General features: G+C 48.9%; 22 protein-coding genes and 1 riboswitch. Of the genes, 16 read left to right on the top strand and 6 right to left on the bottom strand.

Features of this window, described 5'->3' with window-relative positions; all coding sequences use genetic code 11:
• Positions 1 to 33: 33 nt before the first annotated feature.
• Positions 34 to 2,028, bottom strand: a complete 1,995-nt coding sequence (locus tag AACT35_RS13045; protein ID WP_099238133.1) for an NAD(P)H-quinone oxidoreductase subunit 5 — start codon at positions 2,026 to 2,028, stop codon at positions 34 to 36.
• A gap of 30 nt (positions 2,029 to 2,058) precedes the next feature.
• Positions 2,059 to 2,190 carry a hypothetical protein gene (locus AACT35_RS13050; RefSeq protein ID WP_254903390.1) on the bottom strand — a complete coding sequence of 44 codons (132 nt, stop codon included), beginning with the start codon at positions 2,188 to 2,190 and terminating at the stop codon, positions 2,059 to 2,061.
• Positions 2,191 to 2,708: 518 nt separating this feature from the next.
• Here AACT35_RS13050 and petH point away from each other — a divergent pair.
• The 7 genes from petH (at position 2,709) to AACT35_RS13085 (ending at position 11,493) form a co-directional block, all read left to right on the top strand.
• Positions 2,709 to 3,917, top strand: coding sequence for a ferredoxin--NADP reductase (gene petH, locus AACT35_RS13055; RefSeq protein WP_012306481.1), 1,209 nt, complete (start codon positions 2,709 to 2,711; stop codon positions 3,915 to 3,917).
• Between the two features lie 223 nt (positions 3,918 to 4,140).
• Entirely contained in the window at positions 4,141 to 4,629 is a 489-nt protein-coding gene (locus AACT35_RS13060) for a GAF domain-containing protein (RefSeq protein ID WP_012306480.1), read from the top strand.
• 132 nt (positions 4,630 to 4,761) lie between these two features.
• The gene (locus AACT35_RS13065; protein WP_445267910.1) at positions 4,762 to 5,499 is read left to right on the top strand and encodes a response regulator transcription factor; all 738 of its coding nucleotides are present in this window, start codon (positions 4,762 to 4,764) and stop codon (positions 5,497 to 5,499) included.
• A gap of 57 nt (positions 5,500 to 5,556) precedes the next feature.
• A complete protein-coding gene (gene murD, locus AACT35_RS13070) occupies positions 5,557 to 6,903 on the top strand; it encodes a UDP-N-acetylmuramoyl-L-alanine--D-glutamate ligase (protein ID WP_099238135.1) in 1,347 nt (448 codons plus the stop codon).
• A gap of 54 nt (positions 6,904 to 6,957) precedes the next feature.
• A complete protein-coding gene (locus tag AACT35_RS13075; protein ID WP_099238137.1) occupies positions 6,958 to 8,199 on the top strand; it encodes a DNA cytosine methyltransferase in 1,242 nt (413 codons plus the stop codon).
• A gap of 181 nt (positions 8,200 to 8,380) precedes the next feature.
• Positions 8,381 to 9,931, top strand: a complete 1,551-nt coding sequence (locus AACT35_RS13080) for a sensor domain-containing diguanylate cyclase (protein WP_099238139.1) — start codon at positions 8,381 to 8,383, stop codon at positions 9,929 to 9,931.
• 359 nt (positions 9,932 to 10,290) lie between these two features.
• On the top strand, positions 10,291 to 11,493 hold the full coding sequence (locus AACT35_RS13085) for an NAD-dependent epimerase/dehydratase family protein (protein WP_065710302.1): 1,203 nt from the start codon (positions 10,291 to 10,293) through the stop codon (positions 11,491 to 11,493).
• A gap of 202 nt (positions 11,494 to 11,695) precedes the next feature.
• Here the strand turns inward: AACT35_RS13085 and rpmB are convergent, their stop codons facing one another.
• Positions 11,696 to 11,932, bottom strand: a complete 237-nt coding sequence (gene rpmB / locus AACT35_RS13090; RefSeq protein ID WP_099238141.1) for a 50S ribosomal protein L28 — start codon at positions 11,930 to 11,932, stop codon at positions 11,696 to 11,698.
• 79 nt (positions 11,933 to 12,011) lie between these two features.
• Between rpmB and AACT35_RS13095 the strand changes: the two genes are divergently transcribed.
• Both AACT35_RS13095 and AACT35_RS13100 read left to right on the top strand, forming a co-directional pair.
• A complete protein-coding gene (locus AACT35_RS13095) occupies positions 12,012 to 12,200 on the top strand; it encodes a hypothetical protein (protein ID WP_065713655.1) in 189 nt (62 codons plus the stop codon).
• Positions 12,201 to 12,338: 138 nt separating this feature from the next.
• Positions 12,339 to 13,781 (top strand): MFS transporter, encoded by a 1,443-nt coding sequence (locus AACT35_RS13100; RefSeq protein ID WP_099238143.1) that lies wholly within the window; start codon positions 12,339 to 12,341, stop codon positions 13,779 to 13,781.
• Here the strand turns inward: AACT35_RS13100 and ctpA are convergent.
• Positions 13,778 to 15,022 carry a carboxyl-terminal processing protease CtpA gene (ctpA, locus tag AACT35_RS13105; RefSeq protein ID WP_173867218.1) on the bottom strand — a complete coding sequence of 415 codons (1,245 nt, stop codon included), beginning with the start codon at positions 15,020 to 15,022 and terminating at the stop codon, positions 13,778 to 13,780. The genes AACT35_RS13100 and ctpA overlap by 4 nt on opposite strands.
• A 230-nt stretch (positions 15,023 to 15,252) precedes the next feature.
• Between ctpA and petB the strand changes: the two genes are divergently transcribed.
• The 5 genes from petB (at position 15,253) to AACT35_RS13130 (ending at position 19,531) form a co-directional block, all read left to right on the top strand.
• On the top strand, positions 15,253 to 15,921 hold the full coding sequence (gene petB, locus AACT35_RS13110) for a cytochrome b6 (protein WP_012306470.1): 669 nt from the start codon (positions 15,253 to 15,255) through the stop codon (positions 15,919 to 15,921).
• A gap of 56 nt (positions 15,922 to 15,977) precedes the next feature.
• On the top strand, positions 15,978 to 16,460 hold the full coding sequence (gene petD / locus AACT35_RS13115) for a cytochrome b6-f complex subunit IV (protein ID WP_012306469.1): 483 nt from the start codon (positions 15,978 to 15,980) through the stop codon (positions 16,458 to 16,460).
• Between the two features lie 183 nt (positions 16,461 to 16,643).
• Complete coding sequence (locus tag AACT35_RS13120; RefSeq protein WP_254047958.1) at positions 16,644 to 18,902, top strand: NADP-dependent isocitrate dehydrogenase; 2,259 nt, start codon at positions 16,644 to 16,646, stop codon at positions 18,900 to 18,902.
• Between the two features lie 126 nt (positions 18,903 to 19,028).
• Positions 19,029 to 19,277: a type II toxin-antitoxin system Phd/YefM family antitoxin gene (locus AACT35_RS13125; RefSeq protein ID WP_030007568.1), complete on the top strand. Its 249-nt coding sequence runs from the start codon at positions 19,029 to 19,031 to the stop codon at positions 19,275 to 19,277.
• Complete coding sequence (locus AACT35_RS13130; protein WP_254903391.1) at positions 19,247 to 19,531, top strand: Txe/YoeB family addiction module toxin; 285 nt, start codon at positions 19,247 to 19,249, stop codon at positions 19,529 to 19,531. Before AACT35_RS13125 ends, AACT35_RS13130 begins: the two co-directional genes overlap by 31 nt.
• A 16-nt stretch (positions 19,532 to 19,547) precedes the next feature.
• Here AACT35_RS13130 and AACT35_RS13135 read toward each other — a convergent pair whose 3' ends face one another.
• The gene (locus tag AACT35_RS13135; RefSeq protein ID WP_371410749.1) at positions 19,548 to 20,450 is read right to left on the bottom strand and encodes a CoB--CoM heterodisulfide reductase iron-sulfur subunit B family protein; all 903 of its coding nucleotides are present in this window, start codon (positions 20,448 to 20,450) and stop codon (positions 19,548 to 19,550) included.
• A 77-nt stretch (positions 20,451 to 20,527) separates the two neighbouring features.
• Here AACT35_RS13135 and AACT35_RS13140 point away from each other — a divergent pair, with 77 nt between their 5' ends.
• Positions 20,528 to 21,289, top strand: coding sequence for a histidine kinase dimerization/phospho-acceptor domain-containing protein (locus AACT35_RS13140; RefSeq protein ID WP_099238147.1), 762 nt, complete (start codon positions 20,528 to 20,530; stop codon positions 21,287 to 21,289).
• Here the strand turns inward: AACT35_RS13140 and AACT35_RS13145 are convergent.
• On the bottom strand, positions 21,249 to 21,731 hold the full coding sequence (locus tag AACT35_RS13145; protein WP_030007571.1) for a GNAT family N-acetyltransferase: 483 nt from the start codon (positions 21,729 to 21,731) through the stop codon (positions 21,249 to 21,251). The two genes, AACT35_RS13140 and AACT35_RS13145, sit on opposite strands and share 41 nt — an antisense overlap.
• A gap of 353 nt (positions 21,732 to 22,084) precedes the next feature.
• A riboswitch (TPP riboswitch) is annotated at positions 22,085 to 22,184 on the top strand.
• Between the two features lie 9 nt (positions 22,185 to 22,193).
• On the opposite strand from AACT35_RS13145, the gene thiC reads away from it, so the two are divergent.
• Positions 22,194 to 23,579: a phosphomethylpyrimidine synthase gene (gene thiC / locus AACT35_RS13150; protein WP_012306459.1), complete on the top strand. Its 1,386-nt coding sequence runs from the start codon at positions 22,194 to 22,196 to the stop codon at positions 23,577 to 23,579.
• The last annotated feature ends 139 nt before the right edge of the window (positions 23,580 to 23,718 follow it).

Here is a 23,718-nt window from a genome sequence, read left to right on the forward strand (position 1 = left end):
TTTATTTTCTCAACTTTCGGAATACAGTGACGGCTAGGCCACACTAAAGAAAATGACGAAGCCTAGCACCGCCCCAAACACAATGAGCGCATAGAACTGGACGCGGCCATTTTCAATGTATTTCAAGCCCTCACCACTCAGGAGGGTGGCGATCCCCGTGAGGTTTACGGCCCCATCGACGACGCGATAGTCCACCTCAAGGATTTGTCGGGCTAAGCGCCGGGTACCCATCACAAAAACATTGTTGTAGATATCGTCGAAGTACCATTTGTTCAAAGACAACTGATACAACACCGGGAATTTTTCGGCCAAACGAGCCGGATCAATTTTCTGCTGGAGATACATCAGTGAGGCAATGGTAATACCAATGAGGGCGATCCCCACAGAATTACCACCCATGATCAAAAATTCTGTCAATTCAAAACCATGCTCAGCAGCCTCTGCTGCTTCGTTGGGAGAAAAGACAAAAGCTTCAAACCGATTGCCCCAGGGAACCCCCAGCAAACCGATCAATACCGACGGAACCGCCAAAGCCATCAACGGGAAAGTCATCGTCAAAGGAGACTCGTGGGGCTTAGAGCCATGGTGGCCTTCTTCGGGGGCTTGACCTGCCGCTGTCAGGAGCTTTTCTTGCAATTGATGATCGGTGCCGCGAAACTCCCCTTCAAAGGTCAGGAAGTACATCCGGAACATATAAAAAGCGGTCATGCCAGCGGTGGCCCAACCAATGAACCAGAGCACTGGATTAGCCTCAAATGCCAAGCCTAAAATTTCGTCCTTCGACCAGAAACCAGCAAAAGGCGGGATTCCACAGATAGCGAGGGTGCCAATGAGAAACGTTGTGGCAGTGATGGGCATATATTTCCGCAGGCCACCCATCAGCCGCATATCCTGGGCCAGCACAGCATTATGGCCGACCACCTCTTCCATGCCATGGATGACAGAACCAGAACCCAAGAAGAGCATCGCTTTGAAGTAGGCATGGGTCATTAGGTGAAACAACCCAGCGGTGTAGCCACCGATCCCCATGGCCATCACCATATAGCCCAACTGGGACATGGTGGAATAGGCAAGACCTTTTTTGATGTCGTTTTGGGTTAAGGCAATGGTCGCCCCTAGAAAAGCGGTGGTTGCCCCCGTCCAGGCAATGACATTCATCGCCTCTGGGATCGGCTCAAACACGGGATACATCCGCGCCACGAGGAACACTCCAGCAGCAACCATGGTCGCCGCGTGGATCAAAGCGGAAATGGGGGTTGGCCCTTCCATGGCATCGGGGAGCCACACATGGAGCGGAAATTGGGCGGATTTAGCCACGGGGCCAAGGAAAACGAGTACAGCAAAGACAATGGCCAGGAGGGAGCTGATTTGCCCTGTCGAGACGAGATCCACCAGGCGATCGCCCATCAGATCAAATTCAAAACTGCCCGTGGCCCAATAGAGACCGAGCATCCCTAGCAAGAGACCAAAATCGCCGACACGGTTTGTGACAAAAGCCTTTTGGCAAGCATCGGCCGCCGCCTTGCGGTCATACCAGAAGCCAATCAGGAGGTAGGAACACATCCCCACCAATTCCCAAAAAATATAAACCTGCACAAGATTTGGGCTAAACACCAAGCCCAACATCGACGAGCTAAAAATGCTCAAATAAGCATAAAAACGGACATAACCCGGATCGTGGGCCATGTAACCATCGGTATAGATCATCACCAGCAAGGCCACCGTGGTTACGATCACCGACATCAAGGCACTCAGGTGATCCACGGTATAGCCCATCTGCAGATGAAAATCGCCTGCCGCCGCCCATTCTAGGGTGTAGGTAAAGGCTTCATGACCCTGAATTTGACTCCAGAGTAGCCCAAAAGAGAGGGCCATCGAAGTGCCGATGAGCGACAGAACAAATACCGCATTGAGTTGCCGTAGCTTGTTCGTGAATTTGTTTAAGGAGATTAAGCCGATCCCGATAACCATTGCCCCCAACAGAGGCAGCACCGGAATCAACCATGCATATTGATAAAGCGGTTCCATTACGAATGCCTAGGATTCTTGCTTTCTAAGTTACACATCCATTGATGTCAAATTTCCCAACAAATTTTGGGTGACAGCGCACAGTTGACCAAGGGCATTTTTCGGAATTGCTTGGGGCGAGTTGCTCTGTTTGGGCTGTTCTAAATAGACACCAATGGTCAAAGAGTTTCGCCCCTCATTGTGACATATCCCCCTAAATCTTCAACGGATTGCCGCCGTTTGATTATATTTTGCTATCACAATTCCCCAGCAAAGGCGATCGCCCTGTTCTAATCCATTTCAAAAAAATCTAAAGAAAATCTAAAAAGATTACCTCTATGAAGATCCCCTTACAAAGCCCCAAGAAGAATGCAACAGCCATCACAAAACCCCTAGAGAAACATCCCTAAAATGCTTTTCTAAACTTCCTTGACTCACAATCTTGCACTAACTAACTCCAAGGAACCGAGCCCGGCTAAGATCGTGTTTCCAGTGACCTTGCTATCCCAATTCTGATACATCAAAATCAGTTGCACTTCCCGCCCCATTCAGTAAAGCATGGGCAGCACAATGATAGTCTAAATGGAGTAAAGCCCTTATAATCTTGACTCTAAAGCGGGAAAAAGCGGTTTGTACCGACGATCCACCCCCTTTAAGATCAAAAAAACTGATAAATCAAAATAATTGGGAAACTGCACATAATGTACGGTATCACTAGCACAGCAAACTCTACTGGAAATCAATCCTACGCCAATCGTCTGTTTATCTACGAAGTTGTTGGTCTGGGTGGCGACGGTCGTAACGAAAACTCCCTCGTTCGTAAAAGTGGCACCACATTTATTACTGTGCCCTATGCCAGAATGAACCAGGAAATGCAACGCATTACCAAACTGGGAGGCAAAATCGTTAGTATCCGTCCCGCAGAAGATGCAGCCCAGATTGTGAGTGAAGGCCAGTCCTCCGCCCAAGCATCTGCACAATCTCCTATGGCTTCTTCAACAAAAATCGTTCACCCCAAAACCACTGACACCTCAGTTCCAGTTAATATCTATCGCCCGAAGACTCCCTTCCTCGGCAAATGTATCGAAAACTACGAGCTTGTTGACGAAGGCGGCAGCGGCACCGTGCGTCACGTAACCTTCGATATTTCCGAAGGCGATCTGCGCTACCTAGAAGGTCAAAGTATTGGGATTATTCCTCCCGGTGAAGACAAAAACGGGAAACCCCACAAGCTCAGACTCTATTCCATCGCCTCTACCCGTCATGGCGATATGGAAGACAACAAGACCGTCTCCCTCTGTGTTCGTCAACTCGAATACCAAGATCCCGAATCTGGCGAAACAGTTTATGGTGTGTGCTCTACCTATCTCTGTAATCTTCCTGTCGGCACAGATGACGTCAAGATCACTGGCCCTGTTGGCAAAGAAATGCTGCTGCCCGATGACGAAGACGCAACTGTCGTCATGCTCGCTACCGGCACTGGGATTGCACCTTTCCGGGCTTTCCTCTGGCGGATGTTCAAAGAGCAGCACGAAGACTACAAATTTAAAGGCAAGGCATGGCTCATCTTCGGTGTCCCCTACACTGCCAATATCCTTTATAAAGACGACTTCGAGAAAATGGCCGCGGAAAATCCTGACAACTTCCGCCTAACCTACGCCATTAGCCGCGAACAAAAGACCGCCGATGGTGGCAAGGTTTACGTTCAAAGCCGCGTTAGTGAATATGCTGATGAACTCTTTGAGATGATTCAAAAACCCAATACCCATGTTTATATGTGTGGTCTCAAGGGCATGCAACCCCCCATTGACGAAACCTTTACCGCCGAAGCAGAGAAGCGTGGTCTCAATTGGGAAGAAATGCGCCGCTCCATGAAAAAAGAACACCGTTGGCATGTGGAAGTTTACTAAAAACGTTGCTGTGAGCTTCTGCTAGTCACACTATCGTGCAATTTCAGCAAGTTGTTAATCTCTGCCCTGGGAGCCACTATGGTTTGTCAGGGCTTTTTTGTTCAAGACAGATCCCTTGCCAAAGCAGGTTAAAACTGGAGCGCCCTCCGAGGAAATTCATCATTAATTCCCAAAGTGAAGGAGATCTTTATAAAATCGAAGGTAATAAAACTAGCAGTCGAATATGTTTGATCGAAGTCTTAATCGAGTGAACGAGCGATTAAATCGCACCCTGACTCGTAATCAATTGCTACAACAGGCCACTGATCAAACACGCTGGCAACTCCGGGTGAGTCGGGTTGTCATTTATTATTTCTACCGGGAATGGAAAGGGCAGGTGATCATTGAATCCCTGAGCCAGAGTGAATTTTCGATTTTAGGCTCGACGGGGGCCGATGATTGTTTTAATGGTGATTATGCCCAACGGTATCTCCAAGGCAGAATCCTACAAATTACAGATATTGAGGCAAGTGATTTTGACCCTTGTCACCTGGACTTTTTACGATCAATTCGGGTGCGGGCCGATCTGGTTGCGCCAATCATCGTCGATCAACGTTTGTGGGGACTGTTAGCGGCTCATCACCATGAAGTCCGGACTTGGCTAGCGGAGGAGGTGGAGTTTGTGCGACAACAGGCGCAAACCCTAGCTGGTGATTTACAACTCATGGACTAAATCCTGACCCTGGCTAAACTTGGCAGTGTGAATGTATAGGAAATCACAATGTACTAGCCAAATCTCTGCCTTTTGATGTATATGTTGGCGTAACCCTGTAAATAATTTATTTTTATGCTCTCCCTTGATTTGATGTCACATACCCTAGATGCTGAGCTATCGACGAAAGCACGGATCCTAGTAGTGGAGGACGAGGCAGTCATTCGTGACATGATTGTGATGGGTTTAGAGGAAGAAGGCTATGAGGTCTTTTTTGCGGATAATGGCCGCACAGGCTTGAATATGCTGCAAAATCCAGAATTCAATGCCCCGGATATGCCTCTGGATTTGGTGATCCTAGATATTATGTTGCCGGAGGTGAATGGCTTAGATCTATGTCGTTTTTTGAGATATCAGGGAAACACAATTCCGATTTTAGTTCTAAGTGCCAAGGCGAGTGAGACAGACCGGGTATTGGGCCTAGAGGTGGGCGCAGATGATTATTTAACCAAACCGTTTAGTCTGCGGGAGTTGGTGGCCCGGTGCCGTGCGCTGTTGCGGCGTCAGCAGTTTATCCGGAGCACGCCTAAAAATTCGGTGCGCCAGTTTAAGGATATTTCTTTGTTCCCGGAGGAGTGTCGGGTGACGGTGCGGGGCGAGGAAGTGAGTTTATCGCCCAAGGAATATCGTTTATTGGAATTGTTTATGAGCTATCCGCGCCGGGTCTGGTCACGGGATCAGTTGATTGAACAGGTTTGGGGTGCTGATTTTCTAGGGGATACAAAAACGGTAGATGTGCATATCCGCTGGTTACGGGAAAAGTTAGAGTTAGATCCGAGTCAGCCGGAATATTTAATCACAGTGCGGGGCTTTGGCTATCGATTTGGTTAGGGGAAAGCGGCCATAATTCGGTACAATCAGCGATCACATTATTTCGACAGAGATGGTATGGCTCAGGCGCTCGTCATTGGCATTGGTCGTTCAGGAATTGCGGCAGCACGGCTTTTAAAGCGACAAGGTTGGGAGGTGGTCTTAGGCGATCGCCAAACGGATGAATCCCTCGTGGCAGTGCAACAGGAGCTGTCGGCCCAAGGGATTACGGTCAAACTCGGCCATACCCCCAGTTTGGAAGAAGGCGATCGCCCGGATTTAATCGTCGTCAGTCCGGGGGTGCCCTGGGATATTCCTTTTCTGAAAGAGGCGCGGGATCAAGGCATTGACACCATCGGCGAGATGGAACTGGCCTGGCGCAATTTAGACCAAAAACCCTGGGTCGGCATTACGGGCACAAATGGTAAAACCACCACTACGGCTCTGGTCGAAGCAATTTTTCAGGTAGCAGGTCGTGGTGGCCCTGCCTGCGGGAATATTGGCCATGCCGCCTGTGAGCTTGCGTTGGGAGAAGCCACCCCGGAGTGGATTGTGGCCGAAATTAGTAGCTATCAGATCGAATCTGCGCCGACCCTCTGTCCTCAAATTGGCGTGTGGACGACCTTCACACCAGACCACCTCGCCCGCCACTACACCCTCGACAATTATCACAGCATCAAAGCGTCCCTTATTCAGCGCAGTCGTCGCCAAGTCTTAAATGGGGATGATCCGTTTTTGCGATCGCAGGCGGAGCAATGGCCCGACGCCTACTGGACAAGCATCAAGGGAGCAGAACATTTACCGTGCGATCCTAAACGGGGGGTATTTATCCAGGATGCTTGGGTGAAAGCCTTTGGGGAATTGGTAATTCCGGTTTCTCTGCTCAAAATGGTCGGCGACCATAATCTCCAGAATTTACTCTTGGCGATCGCCGCTGCCCGGTTAGCAAATATTGACAAAGGGGCGATCGCCAAAGCCATTGCTACCTTTCCGGGTGTGCCCCATCGTCTTGAGTTCATTCGCCAGCACCAGGGGGTTGATTTTATCAACGACAGTAAAGCAACCAACTACGACGCCGCCGAGGTGGGCTTAAATGCGGCCCCTGGCCCAGTGATTCTCATTGCTGGGGGCGAACCCAAAGCAGGTAACGCGGAGGCTTGGATCGAAAAAATTAAAGAAAAGGCAGCGACGGTACTTTTAATTGGTGAGGCGGCTCCCCAGTTTGCCCAATTCCTCCAAGAGAGCGATTACACCCAATACGAAATTGTCGAAACCCTAGAAAAAGCGATCGCCCGCAGTGTTGCCTTAATTCCGACCCATCAACCGAAAACAGTGCTCCTCTCTCCCGCCTGTGCCAGCTTCGATCAATACCGCAGTTTCGAGCACCGGGGCGATCATTTTCGTCACCTTTGCCAAGCTCTATAGGGCCAAAACCCTTTAGCATTAAAGAGAATTGTAAACACTTACTGGGAGCGCACTGTGAACCAAAGGCCCCTAGCCATTGATTTGTTTGCCGGATGCGGCGGAATGTCCCTGGGGCTAGAAGCGGCGGGCTTTGATGTGGTCGCAGCGGTAGAGATTGATCCCGTCCATGCCCTCGTTCACGAAGTCAATTTTCCCTATGGCGTCACCTTTTGCCGGGATATTCGTCACCTGCAATGGCCAGAAATGCGCCAAGCCATCGAACGGCGTGGCTATCCAACGGCAGACATTGATTTACTCACGGGTGGCCCTCCCTGCCAGGGATTTTCGGTGATAGGCAAACGACAATTGGGTGACCCACGCAATCAATTGATCTTTGAATATGTCCGTCTGTTGCGGGATATTCAACCCAAATATTTCATTTTTGAAAATGTCCAGGGCCTGACTGGGCAACGTCACCAAGGGATGCTAAAACAGCTTTGCCAATCTTTAGGGGAGGCTGGCTACCATGTTTTGCCCCCCCAGGTGCTCAATGGTGCTGACTACGGCGCTCCCCAACGACGTAAACGCTTAATTCTCTTGGGATATCGTCGGGATGTCCCCCCGGTGGCCTATCCAACGCCGAGCCATGGCCCCGGCCTAGCACCCTATGTCACTGTCCACGAGGCGATCGCCGATTTAGAAACTATCCCTGTTTTTACAGACATTGACCGGGGCATTGTCCCTCCCGAACCCCCAGGGACTTTTGGGCGATCACTCCATGAGCAGTTTCGCCATTGCCATTCCCGTCAGCTAGAGAAAAATCTGCTCTGGGGCCACCTTGGTTCTCAGCATCAACCCGAAATCCAAGCCCGTTTCCAAGCCACTCCCCCCGGCACAAAAGAAGTCATTAGTCGCCTCTTTAAGCTAGATGCCCAGGGTCTCAGTAATACTCTGCGGGCCGGTACCCCCACCGAAAAAGGCTCCTTTACGGCTCCCAGGCCGATTCATTACCAACTTCCCCGCTGCATTTCGATTCGCGAAGCCGCCCGCCTACATACCTTCCCCGATTGGTTTCAGTTTCATCGCAAGGTTTGGCATGGCTTCCGGGAAATTGGTAATGCTGTGCTGCCGCTCTTGGCCCAAAAAATTGCCCAAGAAATTATTCACACCTTAGACATTCAGCCGGATTTGCTCCCCCAAAAAACAATTTATATCACCCAAACTGATGCTTTATGGTATCCCCTTGGGCAAGCTAGTCAATATTGGGAAATTCCGCGACATTTAGTGCCACGCCGTCGTCGTCTTTCTCCACCTTAAAAACTCATAAAAATCATATTTTTTGAAACCCAATTTCTCACCTATGATGACTATATTGTTATTTGACAGACTATCTTTTTAAGCCCCGATAACCTATTACAAGACCGATTTTGAGCTGGTAGAAACCAGTCTCTTTTTGCTGTTTAATTCTTGTTAACGCTTCTCCCCAATTACTGGTACTATGGATTTTCTCCGACTGCTACACAGTCGATGGCTGCGATGGTTCGGCCTCAATATCTGCTTGGCGATCGCCTATGCCTGGACCGCGGAAATCAGTCTAGTTTTTACCACCCTGCCGGGAACCGTCGCTTCAGTATGGCTTCCTTCGGGATTGACATTGGGTTTAACTCTTCTTTTTGGTAATAAAATCTTACCGAGCATCGCCCTAGGTTCCCTTTGGGTTATTTCTTTTGATTTGATCGAACGGGATCCAAATATTAGTATTCAGGCTTTCTTTTGGGTTAACTTTGGTTGCATTGCTGGCAATTTAGTACAGCCTCTGTTGGCTCGTTTTATCCTAAAAAAATATTCCCAGAGCCGACACTTTTTTAATCAAGTTCGGGGCGTTTTAACTTACATCACGGCTGCAACCCTTTCGCCAATGGCCTCTGCATTCATTGGTGTCACCAGTATTGTGTTTGCAGAACGTATGGAATGGGGACAGTATGGCTTAAATTGGTTTACTTGGTGGCTGGCGAGCACTTTGGCTCACTTGATTTTCACCCCGGTAATTCTCCTGGGGAAGGACTTTTTTAGCCGAAAAATCCCCTACCATGTCATCGAGATGTTGCTGATTTTAGCTGTTTTCATCAGTGTGAGCTGGAGTATTTTTATTCAAAGTTATCCCGTTGCTTACCTATTGCTCCTGATCTTAAATTGGACAGTATTTCGTTACGGTGCTTTTGTGTCAAGCCTATTGGTCAGCATTGTTTCTATCTTGGCTATTTATACAACTGCCCATGGTTTGGGTGTCTTTGTTTTAGAGTCCCAAAATCAATCTTTATTGTTTTTACAGTCCTTTATGGGGGTATTTGCCCTCAGTTCTCTGCTCCTCTCGGCAGTCGTTGAAGAACGGAGCCGCGCCCAAGCTTCCCTAAAGAAAGCTCTGGATAATTCCACAAAGCTCATTTTAGAAAGAACAAAAGAATTACGTCGCAGTGAAGCACTCCTCCGGCAGACCAACCAAGAATTACAAAAATTAGTCCATTTAGACGGTTTAACTCAAATTGCCAACCGACGTTGTTTTAATCAACGGCTCGCGGCGGAGTGGCATCGTCTCTACCGCGAGCAAAAACCCCTCGCTTTAATTCTTTTTGATGTGGACTACTTCAAGCGCTACAACGATTCCTATGGTCACCAACAGGGAGATGAATGTCTGATTCAAATTGCCCAAGCAGTGAAACACCTCCTCAAACGACCGGCAGATTTGGTGGCTCGCTATGGGGGAGAGGAGTTTGTGGTTGTCTTACCGAATACGACTCAGGAAGGCGCAACTATTGTCGCCAAGCGGATTCGACGAACTGTTTTAGAGCTTCAGATTGCCCACAATGCAACGGAGATAAATGAGGCAATTGTTACCGTCAGCCTTGGTGTTGTTAGTGGTATTCCCCAGAGCCAGGAAAAACCCCTAACGTTTGTGAAAAAAGCTGACCAAGCTCTCTATTTAGCCAAACAACAGGGGCGCAATCGCATTGTTGTCGCCGGGGAGTCTGAGTTTCCCCATTTGCTCTAGGCCAAGGGCATTAGGTGGCGATCGCCTTGCCTATAATTTGTCAGCCCCTAGGTTTTAAGCCCAGATTAACAGCGATTTATCCTTACGCTAGCCTGGATTAAAAGTCCATTAACCCCGTGCAAGATGATCTCAGGGAACGACCCAACCGTCTATAATGTGGGATGATTTCAACGATTTGCTTTAATTTCGAGCATTTTGTTTTGATCCAAATACCCGACATCCCCTTTGAAGTCATCCTTTTCTACAAACTCGGGAATATATGTATGGCGTACCATGAACCCCAAAAAATTTTCCGGGAGTACACACCATGCACATTACTTTTTAAAGCACCAAAATAAAAAACCTAAGGAGTTGAATCCATGAAAATTATTGTTCTGGGTGGAGATGGGTTTTGCGGCTGGCCCACAGCATTGCATCTGTCGAAAACAGGTCATGATGTTGTTATTGTTGATAACCTTTCCAGAAGAAATATTGATAACGAACTGGAAGTAACATCACTGACGCCGATTAGCCCAATGTCGGTCAGGCTCAGAGCATGGAAAGAACTCACTGGCAAAACAATTCAGTTCTTCAACTTCGATATTGCCCACGAATATGACCAGCTTCTCAAGCTATTCGTTGACTATCAACCGGATGTGGTCGTTCACTTCGCCGAACAGCGGGCCGCGCCTTACTCCATGAAGTCTCCCAAGCACAAGCGTTATACCGTCGATAACAATCTAAACGGAACCAATAACGTACTTTGCGCCATTGTGGAATCCGGCCTTGATATCCACGTGGTACACCTCGGCACCATGGGGGTTTATGGTTACGGTACCGCTGGGATGAAGATCCCCGAAGGCTACCTCGATGTTCAGGTGGTCACCGAAGAAGGCAAAGTGATCGAGAAGCAAATTCTGCACCCGGCAAATCCTGGCAGCATCTATCACATGACCAAAACCCAGGATCAACTATTCTTTGCCTACTACAACAAAAACGACCAAGTCCGCGTCACTGACTTGCACCAAGGGATTGTTTGGGGTACCAACACCGCAGAAACAGCAATGGACGAGCGGCTCATCAACCGCTTTGATTATGATGGCGACTATGGCACCGTGCTGAATCGCTTTTTGATGCAGGCAGCCGTGGGCCATCCGTTGACTGTCCATGGTACTGGCGGCCAAACCCGTGCTTTTATTCATATTCAAGATACGGTGCGTTGTGTTGAGCTGGCGATCAGTAATCCTCCGGCGAAAGGGGAACGGGTCAAAATTCTCAACCAAATGACGGAAACCCACCGCGTCCGGGATCTGGCGCAGATGGTGGCGAATATCGCTGGGGCGGAAATTCAATATTTAGAAAATCCCCGGAATGAAGCAGCAGAGAACGAACTGTATGTGGATAATCAGTGTTTCCTCGATATGGGCCTAGAACCGACCAAGCTCGATAAGGGATTGATGTTAGAGGTCACAGAAATCGCGAAGAAATATGTGGATCGCTGCGATCGCTCCCGAATCCTCTGTACTTCTAAGTGGAACCAAAGTACGACCTCAGAACCCCTGAAAGTCCATGCAAAGGTCTAGATAGGTTTAATTAAATATTTGGCGTAATGGGGGGCGATCGCCCCTCTTTTTTGTTTTGACTGAATTGTTGGCTAGTATAGTGGCGAAGTGGTGAGGTGCGAAAAAGAACTGAATTTTTTAAAATTTAGAAATAAATAAAGAAGACCTCCATAGCAACCCATGGAAGTCTGGTGAAAGTAATAAAGAACTGGCGTTTTTGACCTTAGAGTTTGTTAAGGTTGATACCAGCTTCTCTAGCCATGGCATCGATGCCTTTCTTTTCAAGGGTTTTGATGGCTTTGGTGGAAAGACGTAGGCGGACAAAGCGATTGCCTTCGGGCCACCAGACTCTTTTCCACTGCAAATTAACTTCTTGTAGCTTTTTCGTCCGACGGTGGGAGTGGGACACCGCCATCGCATTATTGGCTTTCTTGCCGGTAAGCTGGCACTTACGAGACATACAAAAGATCTCCTAGTAATTTTTATAATAAGTAATCCAATCTACAATCATAGTGCATTAACGAAGCGAGGCCAAATTCATGCAACGCGGAAAACTGACCGCTATTATTACGGGAGCGATTTCTCTTTTGTTGGCGATCGCCTATTTACTGCTCGTCCAAATTCTGGATTTTCGCGGCGAAATGAAACCCGCGCCGATGGTGGAGATGCTCCCGACAATGATCAGTGTTTTAGAACAACCCTGCACTAATCAGAAGTTTTACTCCTAAGCATTACAGCGATTTCCCTGGGGCGACTAAGTCGGGCCGCTAGAATGAAACTATGACAATCAATGGGCGATAGTCCTCCAGTCCTCAAATTCATTCATACATTCATAGGGCGATCGCTCGGCAACTGGAGAATTTTATATGGCTTTTACTGGGGAAGAAAAATCTTCCCAAAATCCAACCATCGCAACCCCCTCAACGGACAATTCCCCGCAACACAAACAAGAGTTTAATGCCTGGCAACTGTGGAACATGAGCATTGGCTTCCTTGGGATTCAGTTTGGTTGGGGCCTGCAGATGGCAAATATGAGCTCTATTTTTGAACATCTCGGCGCCAGCGCCCACAGCATTCCTATTCTTTGGTTGGCCGCCCCCCTAACGGGTCTTTTGGTACAACCGGTCATTGGCAATTTAAGCGATCACACTTGGACTCCCCTGGGACGTCGTCGCCCTTATATTCTCGTGGGGGCTCTCTTGGCGTCGATGGCGTTAGTCCTGATGCCCCAATGCAGCAGCCTTTGGATGGCGGCAGGACTCCTCTGGATCTTAGATACCAGCGCTAATACGAGTATGGTGCCATTCCGGGCTTTCGTTGGGGATCTCTTGCCCAAACAGCAACGGACAAAAGGGTTTGCCATGCAGAGTGTGATGGTCGGTTTAGGGGCGATCGCCGCTTCGATGTTGCCTTGGCTCCTGAGTCACTTATTCGCTGTAAATTCTGCCACCGGCCCAGCTCAGCAAATTCCCCAATCCGTCACTTGGTCTTTTTATATTGGTGCCGGGCTCTTTCTTAGTACAGTCTTGTGGACGGTGCTGACCACTGCAGAAACTCCTCCCCCGGATTTAGACCGCTTCGACCAACTCAAGGAAAAACGGGGTGGTATCCGCCAGAGTTTCAGTGAAACCTGGCAAGTGTTGGGACAAATGCCACCGACGATGTATCGACTTGCTTGGGTGCAAATTTTTACCTGGTTAGGAATTTTTTGTTTTTTTATTTACTTCCCGCCAGCGGTGGCCCGGAATATTTTTGGGGCTGTGGATATTCAGTCAACCCTCTATAACCAAGGCATTGAATGGGCAGGGCTTTGTTTTGCGGTGTTTAATGCCGTCTGTATTCCTTTCTCGTTCCTGTTACCCTGGTTAACCCGTCGCGTTGGTCGCAAGGTGATCCACATCATTTGTCTTTTGTGTGGTGGCTTTAGTCTGATTGCCCTCTTAAAAATTCAGCAACCCTGGCTGCTTTTGCCTTCGATGGTTGGTTTTGGCTTGGCCTGGGCCAGTGCCCAAGCGATCCCCTATGCCATTTTGACCTACGCTTTACCGACCCAGAGACGGGGCATTTACCAGGGCATTTTTAACTTTTTTATTGTGTTACCAGAAATCGCTGTTTCCCTGGGCTTTGGCTGGATCATGGAACATTGGCTCCAGGATAATCGACTGACTGCCGTGGTCTTGGGGGGAAATTTCCTCGTGATCGCCGCAGGCCTGATGGTGTTTGTCCCGACAGAGGCAAAGCAATTAGCGGCACAACAAACATCGCAGCAACAAGTGACGGAGCCTGCCGTTGTTGATTCGACGGTCTAAGAAACTTGAGAAATTTGGGCGATCGCCTGGTCTTGGGTCAATAGATCGAGGGCCGCTTGATATTGTAGGTCCGTCTCACTACCCATCATCCCATAGCCGATTGGCTCCTGGGGCACCACCTCATCGGGCATAATTCCTAACTTATTAATGTCATGGTGGAGGGGAGTTTCATATTTCGCGACGGTGACGGCCATGCCTGCCCCATCTGGCAATTCAAACAGCGATTGAATCAGCCCTTTTCCAAAGGTTTTCTCGCCCACGAGCACCGCCCGACCATTGTCCTGGAGTGCCCCGGCTAGAATTTCACTGGCGCTAGCCGTCGCTTGATTCACAAGGACGACCAGGGGCGCATTAGTGAGGGGTTGGCCCACGGCACTGTAGCTTTCGAAAATACCTTGGCGGTTAACTGTGTACACAATGGTTTCTTGATCAAGCCAGAGGCGTGCAATCTCGATGCCAGCCTGGAGCAAACCACCGGGATTATTGCGCAGGTCGAGGACATAGCGGTCAGCTCCCTGTTTTTGCAGCTGATTCAGGGATTTAATAATTTCTGTTTTGGCGTTGGCACTGAATTGATTGAGGCGAATGTAACCCACTTTTTCGCCATTTTTTTCATCTAATTTGTCATAGACAGGATTTAGGGCAATGGTGTCGCGGGTCACTTTGACGGTGCGTACCGTGTCTGTTTGCGGAGATTTTACGGTGAGAGAAACGGTGCTGCCTTTTTTGCCACGCATTCTTGCCGCCGCCTCCTCAAGGCCAATATTGCGGGTGTCAATGCCATCAATGGCTAAGATTTGATCCTTTGCTTCAATGCCAGCCGCTTCTGCTGGGGAGCCAGGCAGAGGCAAAATCACTTCTAAAACATCGACTTCTGGATTGACATTGATCTGTAAACCGACCCCCGACAGTTCACCAGAGGTACTGACTTTTAGGCTGCGGTACTGCTCTGGGCGCAATAGACGCGTGTAGGGATCATCGAGGAGGGCCAACATTTCACCCACAGCTTCATAGGCTTCGTCGCGGGTTTTGAGAGGCCGCTTCAGGAATTTTTGCCGGATGAGCCACCAATTTTGGTGGTTAAAGGTTTCATCGACGTAGGCTTGACTGACGTAACGCCAGGCCTGGAGCAGTAAATCTTGTTCGTCGGTAAAGGCGATCGCCCGCTCCATAGGCCCAAAGACCAATACCAACACCAGCAAAAGACTGCAAAGACCAGCCTGTAAACGTTTTCTCAGCATCCGTCGAGTTTTATGAAAAATACTTGATTATTTTTAACACTATAGCGAAATTAACAGCCCTTTGACGGTTTTTGAGGTTATCCTGGGGCGATCGCCATCAACAAAAATTTGCCCTAACGCCATTAGCGTCATATCCGCCAAAAAGCCCGATAATCCTGTTACTTCACCACTTGACAGAGCAAGCTGTGTTACATTTTTGTAAAGAGATTTTTCGTTTCTAATCAGGCTTCATGTTTACAAAAGAAGTTACCGACTCCAAATTATATAAGTGGTTTAACGAACGACTAGAAATCCAAGCGATCTCTGACGACATTTCTAGTAAATACGTTCCCCCCCACGTCAATATCTTCTATTGTCTGGGTGGTATTACCCTTACCTGTTTCATTATCCAGTTCGCCACTGGATTCGCAATGACCTTCTACTACAAGCCCACCGTAGCAGAGGCATTTACTTCCGTTCAATACATCATGAATGAAGTGAACTTCGGGTGGTTGATCCGTTCGATCCACCGTTGGTCTGCCAGCATGATGGTCTTAATGATGATTCTCCACATTTTCCGGGTGTACCTCACCGGTGGCTTTAAGCGTCCCCGTGAGCTGACTTGGATTACTGGGGTCATCATGGCGACGATCACCGTTTCCTTCGGTGTAACTGGTTACTCCTTGCCTTGGGACCAAGTTGGTTACTGGGCGGTCAAGATTGTGTCTGGTGTACCTGCGGCGATTCCTGTCGTGGGCGACCAAATGGTTGAGTTGCTCCGGGGTGGCGCAAGCGTTGGCCAAGCAACCCTAACCCGTTTCTACAGTCTTCATACTTTTGTTTTACCTTGGTTGATTGCGGTCTTCATGTTGGCCCACTTCCTCATGATCCGTAAGCAAGGTATTTCTGGTCCTTTGTAAGGATCAGGTTTTCCGTTTGCTCAAAACAACGTTCTTGTTGAGGAGAACTTTTACTCATGTCTATCATGAAAAAGCCGGATCTTAGCGATCCAAAACTCCGGGCAAAACTGGCTCAAAACATGGGACACAATTACTATGGTGAGCCGGCTTGGCCCAATGACATTCTCTTTACCTTCCCCATCTGTATTGCGGGAACCATCGGTTTAATTACCGGCTTGGCGATTCTCGATCCAGCGATGATCGGTGAACCGGGTAATCCTTTCGCAACACCTCTGGAAATTTTGCCGGAGTGGTACCTCTACCCCGTCTTCCAGATCCTCCGGGTACTGCCCAACAAACTGCTGGGTATTGCTTGTCAGGGGGCGATTCCGTTGGGTTTGATGATGGTGCCTTTCATTGAAAGCGTCAACAAATTCCAAAACCCCTTCCGTCGTCCGGTGGCGATGGCTGTTTTCCTCTTTGGGACTGCGGTCACCCTCTGGCTCGGTGCGGGTGCTTGTTTCCCCATTGATGAGTCTTTGACTTTGGGCCTGTTCTAAAACCCACGCCTAATTTTTTGGACTAATTTTATTTTTCATTTCTAAACAGATTGGCGATCGCCCCCTTTGGCTCCGGCTAAACGATGGCGATCGCCTTTTGCGTGACCCCTATCAGCATTTCCAGACGGAGAAGCGTCAAGGCTAGACCCTGTGCCATGTATCATTTAGGCTGAGAAACATTCCGTGACACGACGCCTAAGCGATATGAGCAACCAGACCTCGAAAATTACCTACACTTTTACCGACGAAGCCCCCGCACTGGCGACCTACTCCCTACTCCCCATTGTGGAAGCCTTTACGACTGCGGCCAATATTGAGGTGGAAACTAAGGATATTTCCCTCGCTGGGCGGATCATTGCGAATTTTCCGGAATATCTCACCGCCGACCAACGCCGCCCCGATGCCCTCGCTGAATTGGGTGCTCTCGCAAAAACTCCCGACGCCTACATCATCAAATTGCCCAATATTAGTGCCTCCATTCCCCAATTGACGGCAGCGATCAAAGAATTACAGACTAAGGGTTACAACGTGCCGGATTATCCCGCTGACCCTAAAACCGAGGCAGAGAAGGAGATTAAAGCGAAATATGCGAAAGTTCTCGGTAGTGCCGTAAACCCAGTGCTGCGGGAAGGCAATAGCGATCGCCGGGTCGCCGCTGCCGTTAAAGAATATGCCCGGCACAATCCCCACAAAGTCGGGGAATGGACAAAAGACTCCAAATCCCACGTCGCCCACATGGATGAGGGAGATTTCTATGGCAGTGAACAATCGGTCGTTATTGAACAAGCGGGCACCCTGAAAATTGAACATCAAGGCACCGATGGCACCGTCACCGTTCTCAAAGAAGCCATTCCCGTGCTTGCGGGTGAGGTGGTCGATGCTGCGGTGATGAGCGTCAAGGCCCTGCGTGCTTTCTATGAAAAAGAAATCGCCGCCGCTAAAGCCGAGGATATTTTATTGTCCCTGCACGTCAAAGCGACGATGATGAAGGTGTCTGATCCGATTCTCTTTGGTCACGCCGTCACCGTTTACTACAAGGACGTTTTTGCGAAATATGCCGATACTTTCCAAGCCTTAGGTGTTAGCCCCAATAACGGTTTAGGGGATGTTTACGCCAAAATTGCCAATCTTCCCCCAGTAGAAAAAGCGGCGATCGCAGCAGATCTCCAAGCGGTTTATGACAAGCAACCCCGTTTGGCGATGGTCAATTCCGACAAGGGCATTACCAACCTCCATGTGCCCAGTGATGTGATCATTGATGCGTCGATGGCGGCAGCGATTCGCACCTCCGGGAAAATGTGGGGAGCCGACGGGAAACCCCACGATACGAAGGCGATGATTCCCGACCGCTGTTACGCCACCATGTACCAGGCCTGCATTGAATTCTGTCAAGAAAATGGTGCTTTTGACGTCAAAACCATGGGCAGTGTCGCCAACGTGGGACTAATGGCGAAAAAAGCCGAAGAATACGGTTCCCACGATAAAACCTTTGAAATTGCCGCCGCTGGTCAAGTGCGCGTCATTGATGGGCAGGGCAATATTCTAATGGCGCATCCCGTGGCAAAAGGCGATATCTGGCGGATGTGTCAGACCAAGGATGTGGCGATCCAAGATTGGGTGAAATTGGCCGTTAATCGCGCTCGCCTCACAGGGAATCCCACCGTATTTTGGTTAGATGAAAACCGCGCCCACGATGCCAAAATTATCGCTAAGGTTAAAGAGTATTTACCCCAGCATGATCCGAGTGGCTTGGATATTCGCATCCTACCGCCAGTGGATGCGATGAAATTTACCTGTGCCCAAATTAAAACTGGTCAGGACGTCATTTCGGTTACGGGAAATGTGCTGCGGGACTATCTAACGGATTTATTCCCCATTCTCGAACTGGGTACGAGCGCTAAAATGCTCTCGATTGTGCCGTTGCTGGCTGGGGGTGGTTTGTTTGAAACGGGCGCAGGCGGTTCTGCACCGAAGCACGTCCAACAGTTCCTCGAAGAAGGCCACTTACGGTGGGATTCCCTGGGAGAATTTTTGGCGATCGCCGTTGCCCTCGAAGACCTCGCCCAGAAAACAGGCAACGAAAATGCCCTCGTTTTGGCAGAGGCCCTAAACAAAGCCAACAGTCAGTACCTCAACAACGATAAATCTCCCTCCCGCAAGGTGGGCGAAATTGATAACCGGGGCAGCCATTTTTATCTGGCGATGTATTGGGCCCAAGCCTTAGCGGAACAGGACAAAAACCTCGAATTAAAAGCGAAATTTGCCCCCTTAGCCCAAGCCTTAACGGAAAACCAAGACAAGATCGTGGCGGAGTTAAATGCGGCTCAAGGTCAATCGGTTGATATTGATGGGTACTATTTTGCTAATTCTGAAAAAGCGAGTCAGGCCATGCGTCCTAGTGAAACTTTAAATCAGGCGATCGCCACCTTGATTACTGCTTAAAAACCCAATTTTTCGAGGATCGGCTTCGTGGAAACAAAATATTTTCTGAGGCCGATTTTTTGATCACTGGTTTATCTAGCAAAAAAGATATACTAGGAATAATTTTAAAGCCCACGAAAAAAAGCGATGGATTTGCTCACAGTTCAAGAAGCGCAAAATAAACTCCAGCGACTCATTGATGAAATTGCTGATAGCCATCAACCGATTGTGATTTCTAGTGAACACAATAAAGCTGTGATGATTTCACAAGCTGATTGGGACGCGATCCAAGAAACCCTTTATTTAGTCAATATTCCAGGCATGAAGGCATCCATTCAAGAGGCAGCTAGAGAACCTCTAGAAGAATGCATTGCCTTGGAGAATCTGGACTGGTGAGCTGGAAAATAATCTTGTCAAAGCAAGCAGCTAAAGATGCCAAAAAGATTGCATCTGCTGGTTTGAAGCCAAAAGTTCAAAAACTTCTGGGAATTCTCCAAGAAAACCCCTATCAACCTCCCTACGAAAAATTAGTGGGCGATTTAAAAGACTATTATTCACGCCGCATCAATATTCAACATCGTCTGGTTTACCAAGTTTTAGAATCCGAGAGAATGATTAAAATTTTGCGGATGTGGAGTCACTACGAATAAACATTTGACTCTTTTCTTAAAAACCCAATTTTTCGAGGAGCGGCTTCGTGGAAACAATATGTTTGCCGAGGCCGAGTTCCTTAGGAGAAATACCCAATGCAAGAGCCACTAATTGGGGCAAATGGAGCACAGGAATCCCTAATTTCTGGCCAATGACTTTTTCGACTTCTGGTTGGCGCGAGTCTAAATTGAGATGACAGAGGGGACAGGGGGTCACAAGGCAATCTGCCCCGGCGGCGATCGCCGCTTGTAGATGTTTCCCTGCAAGACGAAACGCTTGTTCTGTGGCATAACTAGAGAGGGGCCAACCACAGCATTGGGTGCGACCATCATAGATAATTGGCGTTGCCCCAACCGCCGAGAAAACAGACTCCAGAGAATGGGGCTGGACAGGGTCATCAAAGGGAAGACTATTTTGAACCCGGAGGAGATAACAGCCATAAAAGGCGGCACATTTGAGTCCTCGGAGGGGCTTAATTACTTTTTGGGTGAGCTTATCAAGGCCATAATCTCCCACGAGCGCCCAGAGTAGATGTTTGACTTCGCTAGTGCCTCTGTAGGGTGAACAGTGGGATTCACTCAGGAGATGATTGACCTGAGAAAAATAATCTGGATTATTGTCTTTGGCTGCTTTGAGGCGTTCATCGACATGGCCGATTACCCCTTGGCAGGTGCTGCAGTGGGTTAGTAAGGGTAAATTAAGCGATTCAGCCAACGCGATGTTGCGGGCATTGACGCTATCTTCTAGGAGTTGGGATTCTTCTTTGTAGGTGCCAGAGCCACAACAGGCAGCTTGCTTGAGTTCGATTAATTCAATGTCGAGGGCTTGGGTGAGGGCCGCCGTGGAGAGGTACAGTTCCCGACAGGCTCCTTGGGCGACACAACCGGGAAAATAAGCATAGCGCAACATTTCAGCCAAACCTTAGGATCTTGGAGGATGTAGGTTCATCTTATCGTTGCTCGTTTCGTAGTCTGTGAAAATAGTTATGTTTTGTTATGTCTAATGGTCTTTCTGCTTTGAATACGGATTTGGCGATCGCCCTCCAGTGGGGACAATTTCAGGCGCGGTTTTTTGGCCAAGTGGCCCACGAATTGCGATCGCCCTTGAGCACGATCATGGGGCTGCAGCAGCTCATTTTGAGTGATTTGTGTGAAAATCCCGCTGAAGAACGGGCCTTTATTGCCGAAAGTTATGCCGCCAGCCAAAAATTACTGGGGTTACTTGATTTGGCGATCGCCGTTTCAAAGTTAGATTATGGTCAAAGTTCTAAACAGGCGGAGTGGTTTGAGCTCGAAACGCTCCTCGCAGAACTAGAAAGCCTGCTCAGGGTGAAAGCTCAGAATAATAATTTGTGTTTGGCCATTGCCCATCCGGTCGGCGCTACCCTGGATATTTTTGGCGATCGCCACCACCTACACCAATTTTTCCTCACCCTCATCGACACCACCCTACAACGGGCTGAACAAGGAACAATTCACCTCAGTTACGGGCTACAACAACCCAATAAAATCACGTTTCAACTGACCTCAACCCAGACCACGGACTTTTGGCGTGAAACCCACGTGCCGGATTTAACCCTAGGTGATCGCCCCAGCCTCGAAGAAGTCCAACAACTGGCCCAAGCCCTTGAATTTTCTCCGGCCCTAAAGTGGCAACTGTGCAAAAAGCTGCTGGCGAGCTACGGGGGTACCCTAACCCGCCATTACCAAGACCAAACTATGCAGGTAATGGGGCAGTTTCCTCAACCGCACAGGTAATCACGCTGATCGGATGCTCGTGGTTATGGAGCACCATGGTAGTCGTCGCATTTTCTTTAAAACCAATGCGCTCATAAAACGTCTGTTGGTGGGTCGTCATCAAATAAACCCGCTCGACTCGGCACATCCGTGGGTGGCTAATCAGCGTTTCCACTAACTTACGGCCTAAGCCCAACCCTTGATAATCCGGGTGGATCACCACATCCCACACCGTCGCCCGAAAGACACCATCTGAGGTTCCCCTGGTAAACCCAATCAGGCGATCGCCATCCCACACCGTCACCACCGGATCACTGTAGGCGATCGCCGTTTCTAGATCCGCCAAAGAGCGTTCCCTCGCCCAAAATGCCGTCGCATTAAACAACGCCTGCAATTGCACCAGATCAACCCTGGCCTTATCCACAGAAAATAAGATATTGCTGCAATCCGAAATTTTATTCATAGCCTTTTAGACGCAGAGGGAATAAAACAAAAACACCTAGGGCAACCCTTTCCTTGTCCCACGGGAATGTTCTAGGACAGGCGGATCGCGAGTGCAAAAGAACAATAGCTAAAAAAGCCACCCATTCTAATTAACCCATTAGCAATCTTAACCTGAAAAATTTGTCCATCATTGTAACCAGTTCCGCCATACATCCGGTGATGAATTGTTGATTTTTAGCTTTTTCCCCAGAAAATAGCGATTTTCCAGACTGCTGTCCAAAAATCCTTAAATCTGCCCAAATCCCGTCAGACCCTGATCCCAGCCCCGCCATACTTCCCAAGACTTTGCTAAGGAGTGATGTTAGAATTTATTGCCATAGCTAGGGGTGTCTGTCATAGGAATCAGACTGAGATAGTCCCTTAGAACCTGAGACTGGGTAATACCAGCGTAGGGAAGCTGTTAATAGAGGATTAAAACAATATGAGAGCTGATTGGGTCGCCAAACGGCAAGGTCAAAGTAACGTCTCCCAGATGCACTACGCACGCCAAGGCGTTATCACCGAAGAAATGGACTACGTGGCAAAGCGTGAGAATCTGCCCGTTGACTTGATTCGCGACGAAGTAGCCCGGGGCCGCATGATTATCCCGGCTAATATCAATCACACCAACCTCGAACCGATGTGTATCGGCATTGCTTCGAAATGCAAAGTCAATGCAAATATCGGTGCGTCCCCCAACTCCTCCGAAATTAATGAGGAATTAGCCAAGCTACAACAGGCCGTTAAATATGGTGCGGATACTGTGATGGATCTCTCCACTGGGGGCGGCAACCTGGACGAAATTCGTACCGCCATTATCAAAGCCTCACCGGTGCCCATCGGGACTGTGCCCATTTACCAAGCCCTAGAAAGTGTCCATGGCAACATGGAAAACCTCACGGCCAATGATTTTCTGCACATCATCGAGAAGCACGCCCAGCAAGGGGTGGACTACATGACCATCCACGCTGGGATCTTGATCGAGCATCTGCCCCTCGTGAAAAACCGGATTACGGGGATTGTGTCCCGTGGTGGTGGGATTCTTGCTCGTTGGATGTTGCATCACCATAAGCAAAATCCCCTCTATACCCACTTTGACGACATTATCGAAATCTTTAAGCGTTACGATGTGTCCTTCAGCCTTGGGGATTCTCTGCGCCCTGGCTGTACCCACGATGCTTCTGATGAGGCGCAACTCGCTGAACTGAAAACCCTCGGTCAACTGACCCGTCGCGCTTGGGAACACGATGTCCAGGTGATGGTAGAAGGCCCTGGCCACGTCCCCATGGATCAGATCGAGTTCAACGTGAAGAAGCAGATGGAAGAGTGCTCTGAAGCACCTTTCTATGTGCTTGGCCCCTTGGTGACTGATATTGCGCCCGGTTATGACCACATCACCTCGGCGATTGGGGCAGCCATGGCAGGTTGGTACGGTACAGCGATGCTCTGCTATGTCACCCCCAAAGAGCACCTCGGCTTGCCTGATGCGGAGGATGTGCGGAATGGTCTCATCGCCTATAAGATTGCGGCCCATGCGGCAGATATTGCCCGTCATCGTCCTGGGGCACGCGATCGCGATGATGAGTTGTCCCATGCTCGCTATAACTTCGATTGGGAGAAACAGTTTGAACTGTCCCTCGATCCAGAGCGGGCTCGTGAGTATCACGATGAAACCCTTCCGGCAGACATCTACAAAACTGCGGAATTCTGCTCGATGTGTGGGCCAAAGTTCTGCCCGATGCAAACCAAAGTTGATGCGGATGCGTTAACGGAACTGGAAAAGTATTTAGCTAGTACTGCCGCCAAGGAAGAACTTGCCAAAGCTTAATCTTATTATTAGGGTGCATTAAGCCCGTGCGTAACGTACTCATTATTAATAATTAAAAGTGCGTTACGCTTTGCAGATACATTCTACAAAAGTAAATCTATTCAAAAATCTCATTAAACTATAATCCTTGTTTCTTTTA

It is taken from the genome of Synechococcus sp. BDU 130192, assembly GCF_963876085.1.
Taxonomy (GTDB): domain Bacteria; phylum Cyanobacteriota; class Cyanobacteriia; order Cyanobacteriales; family MRBY01; genus MRBY01.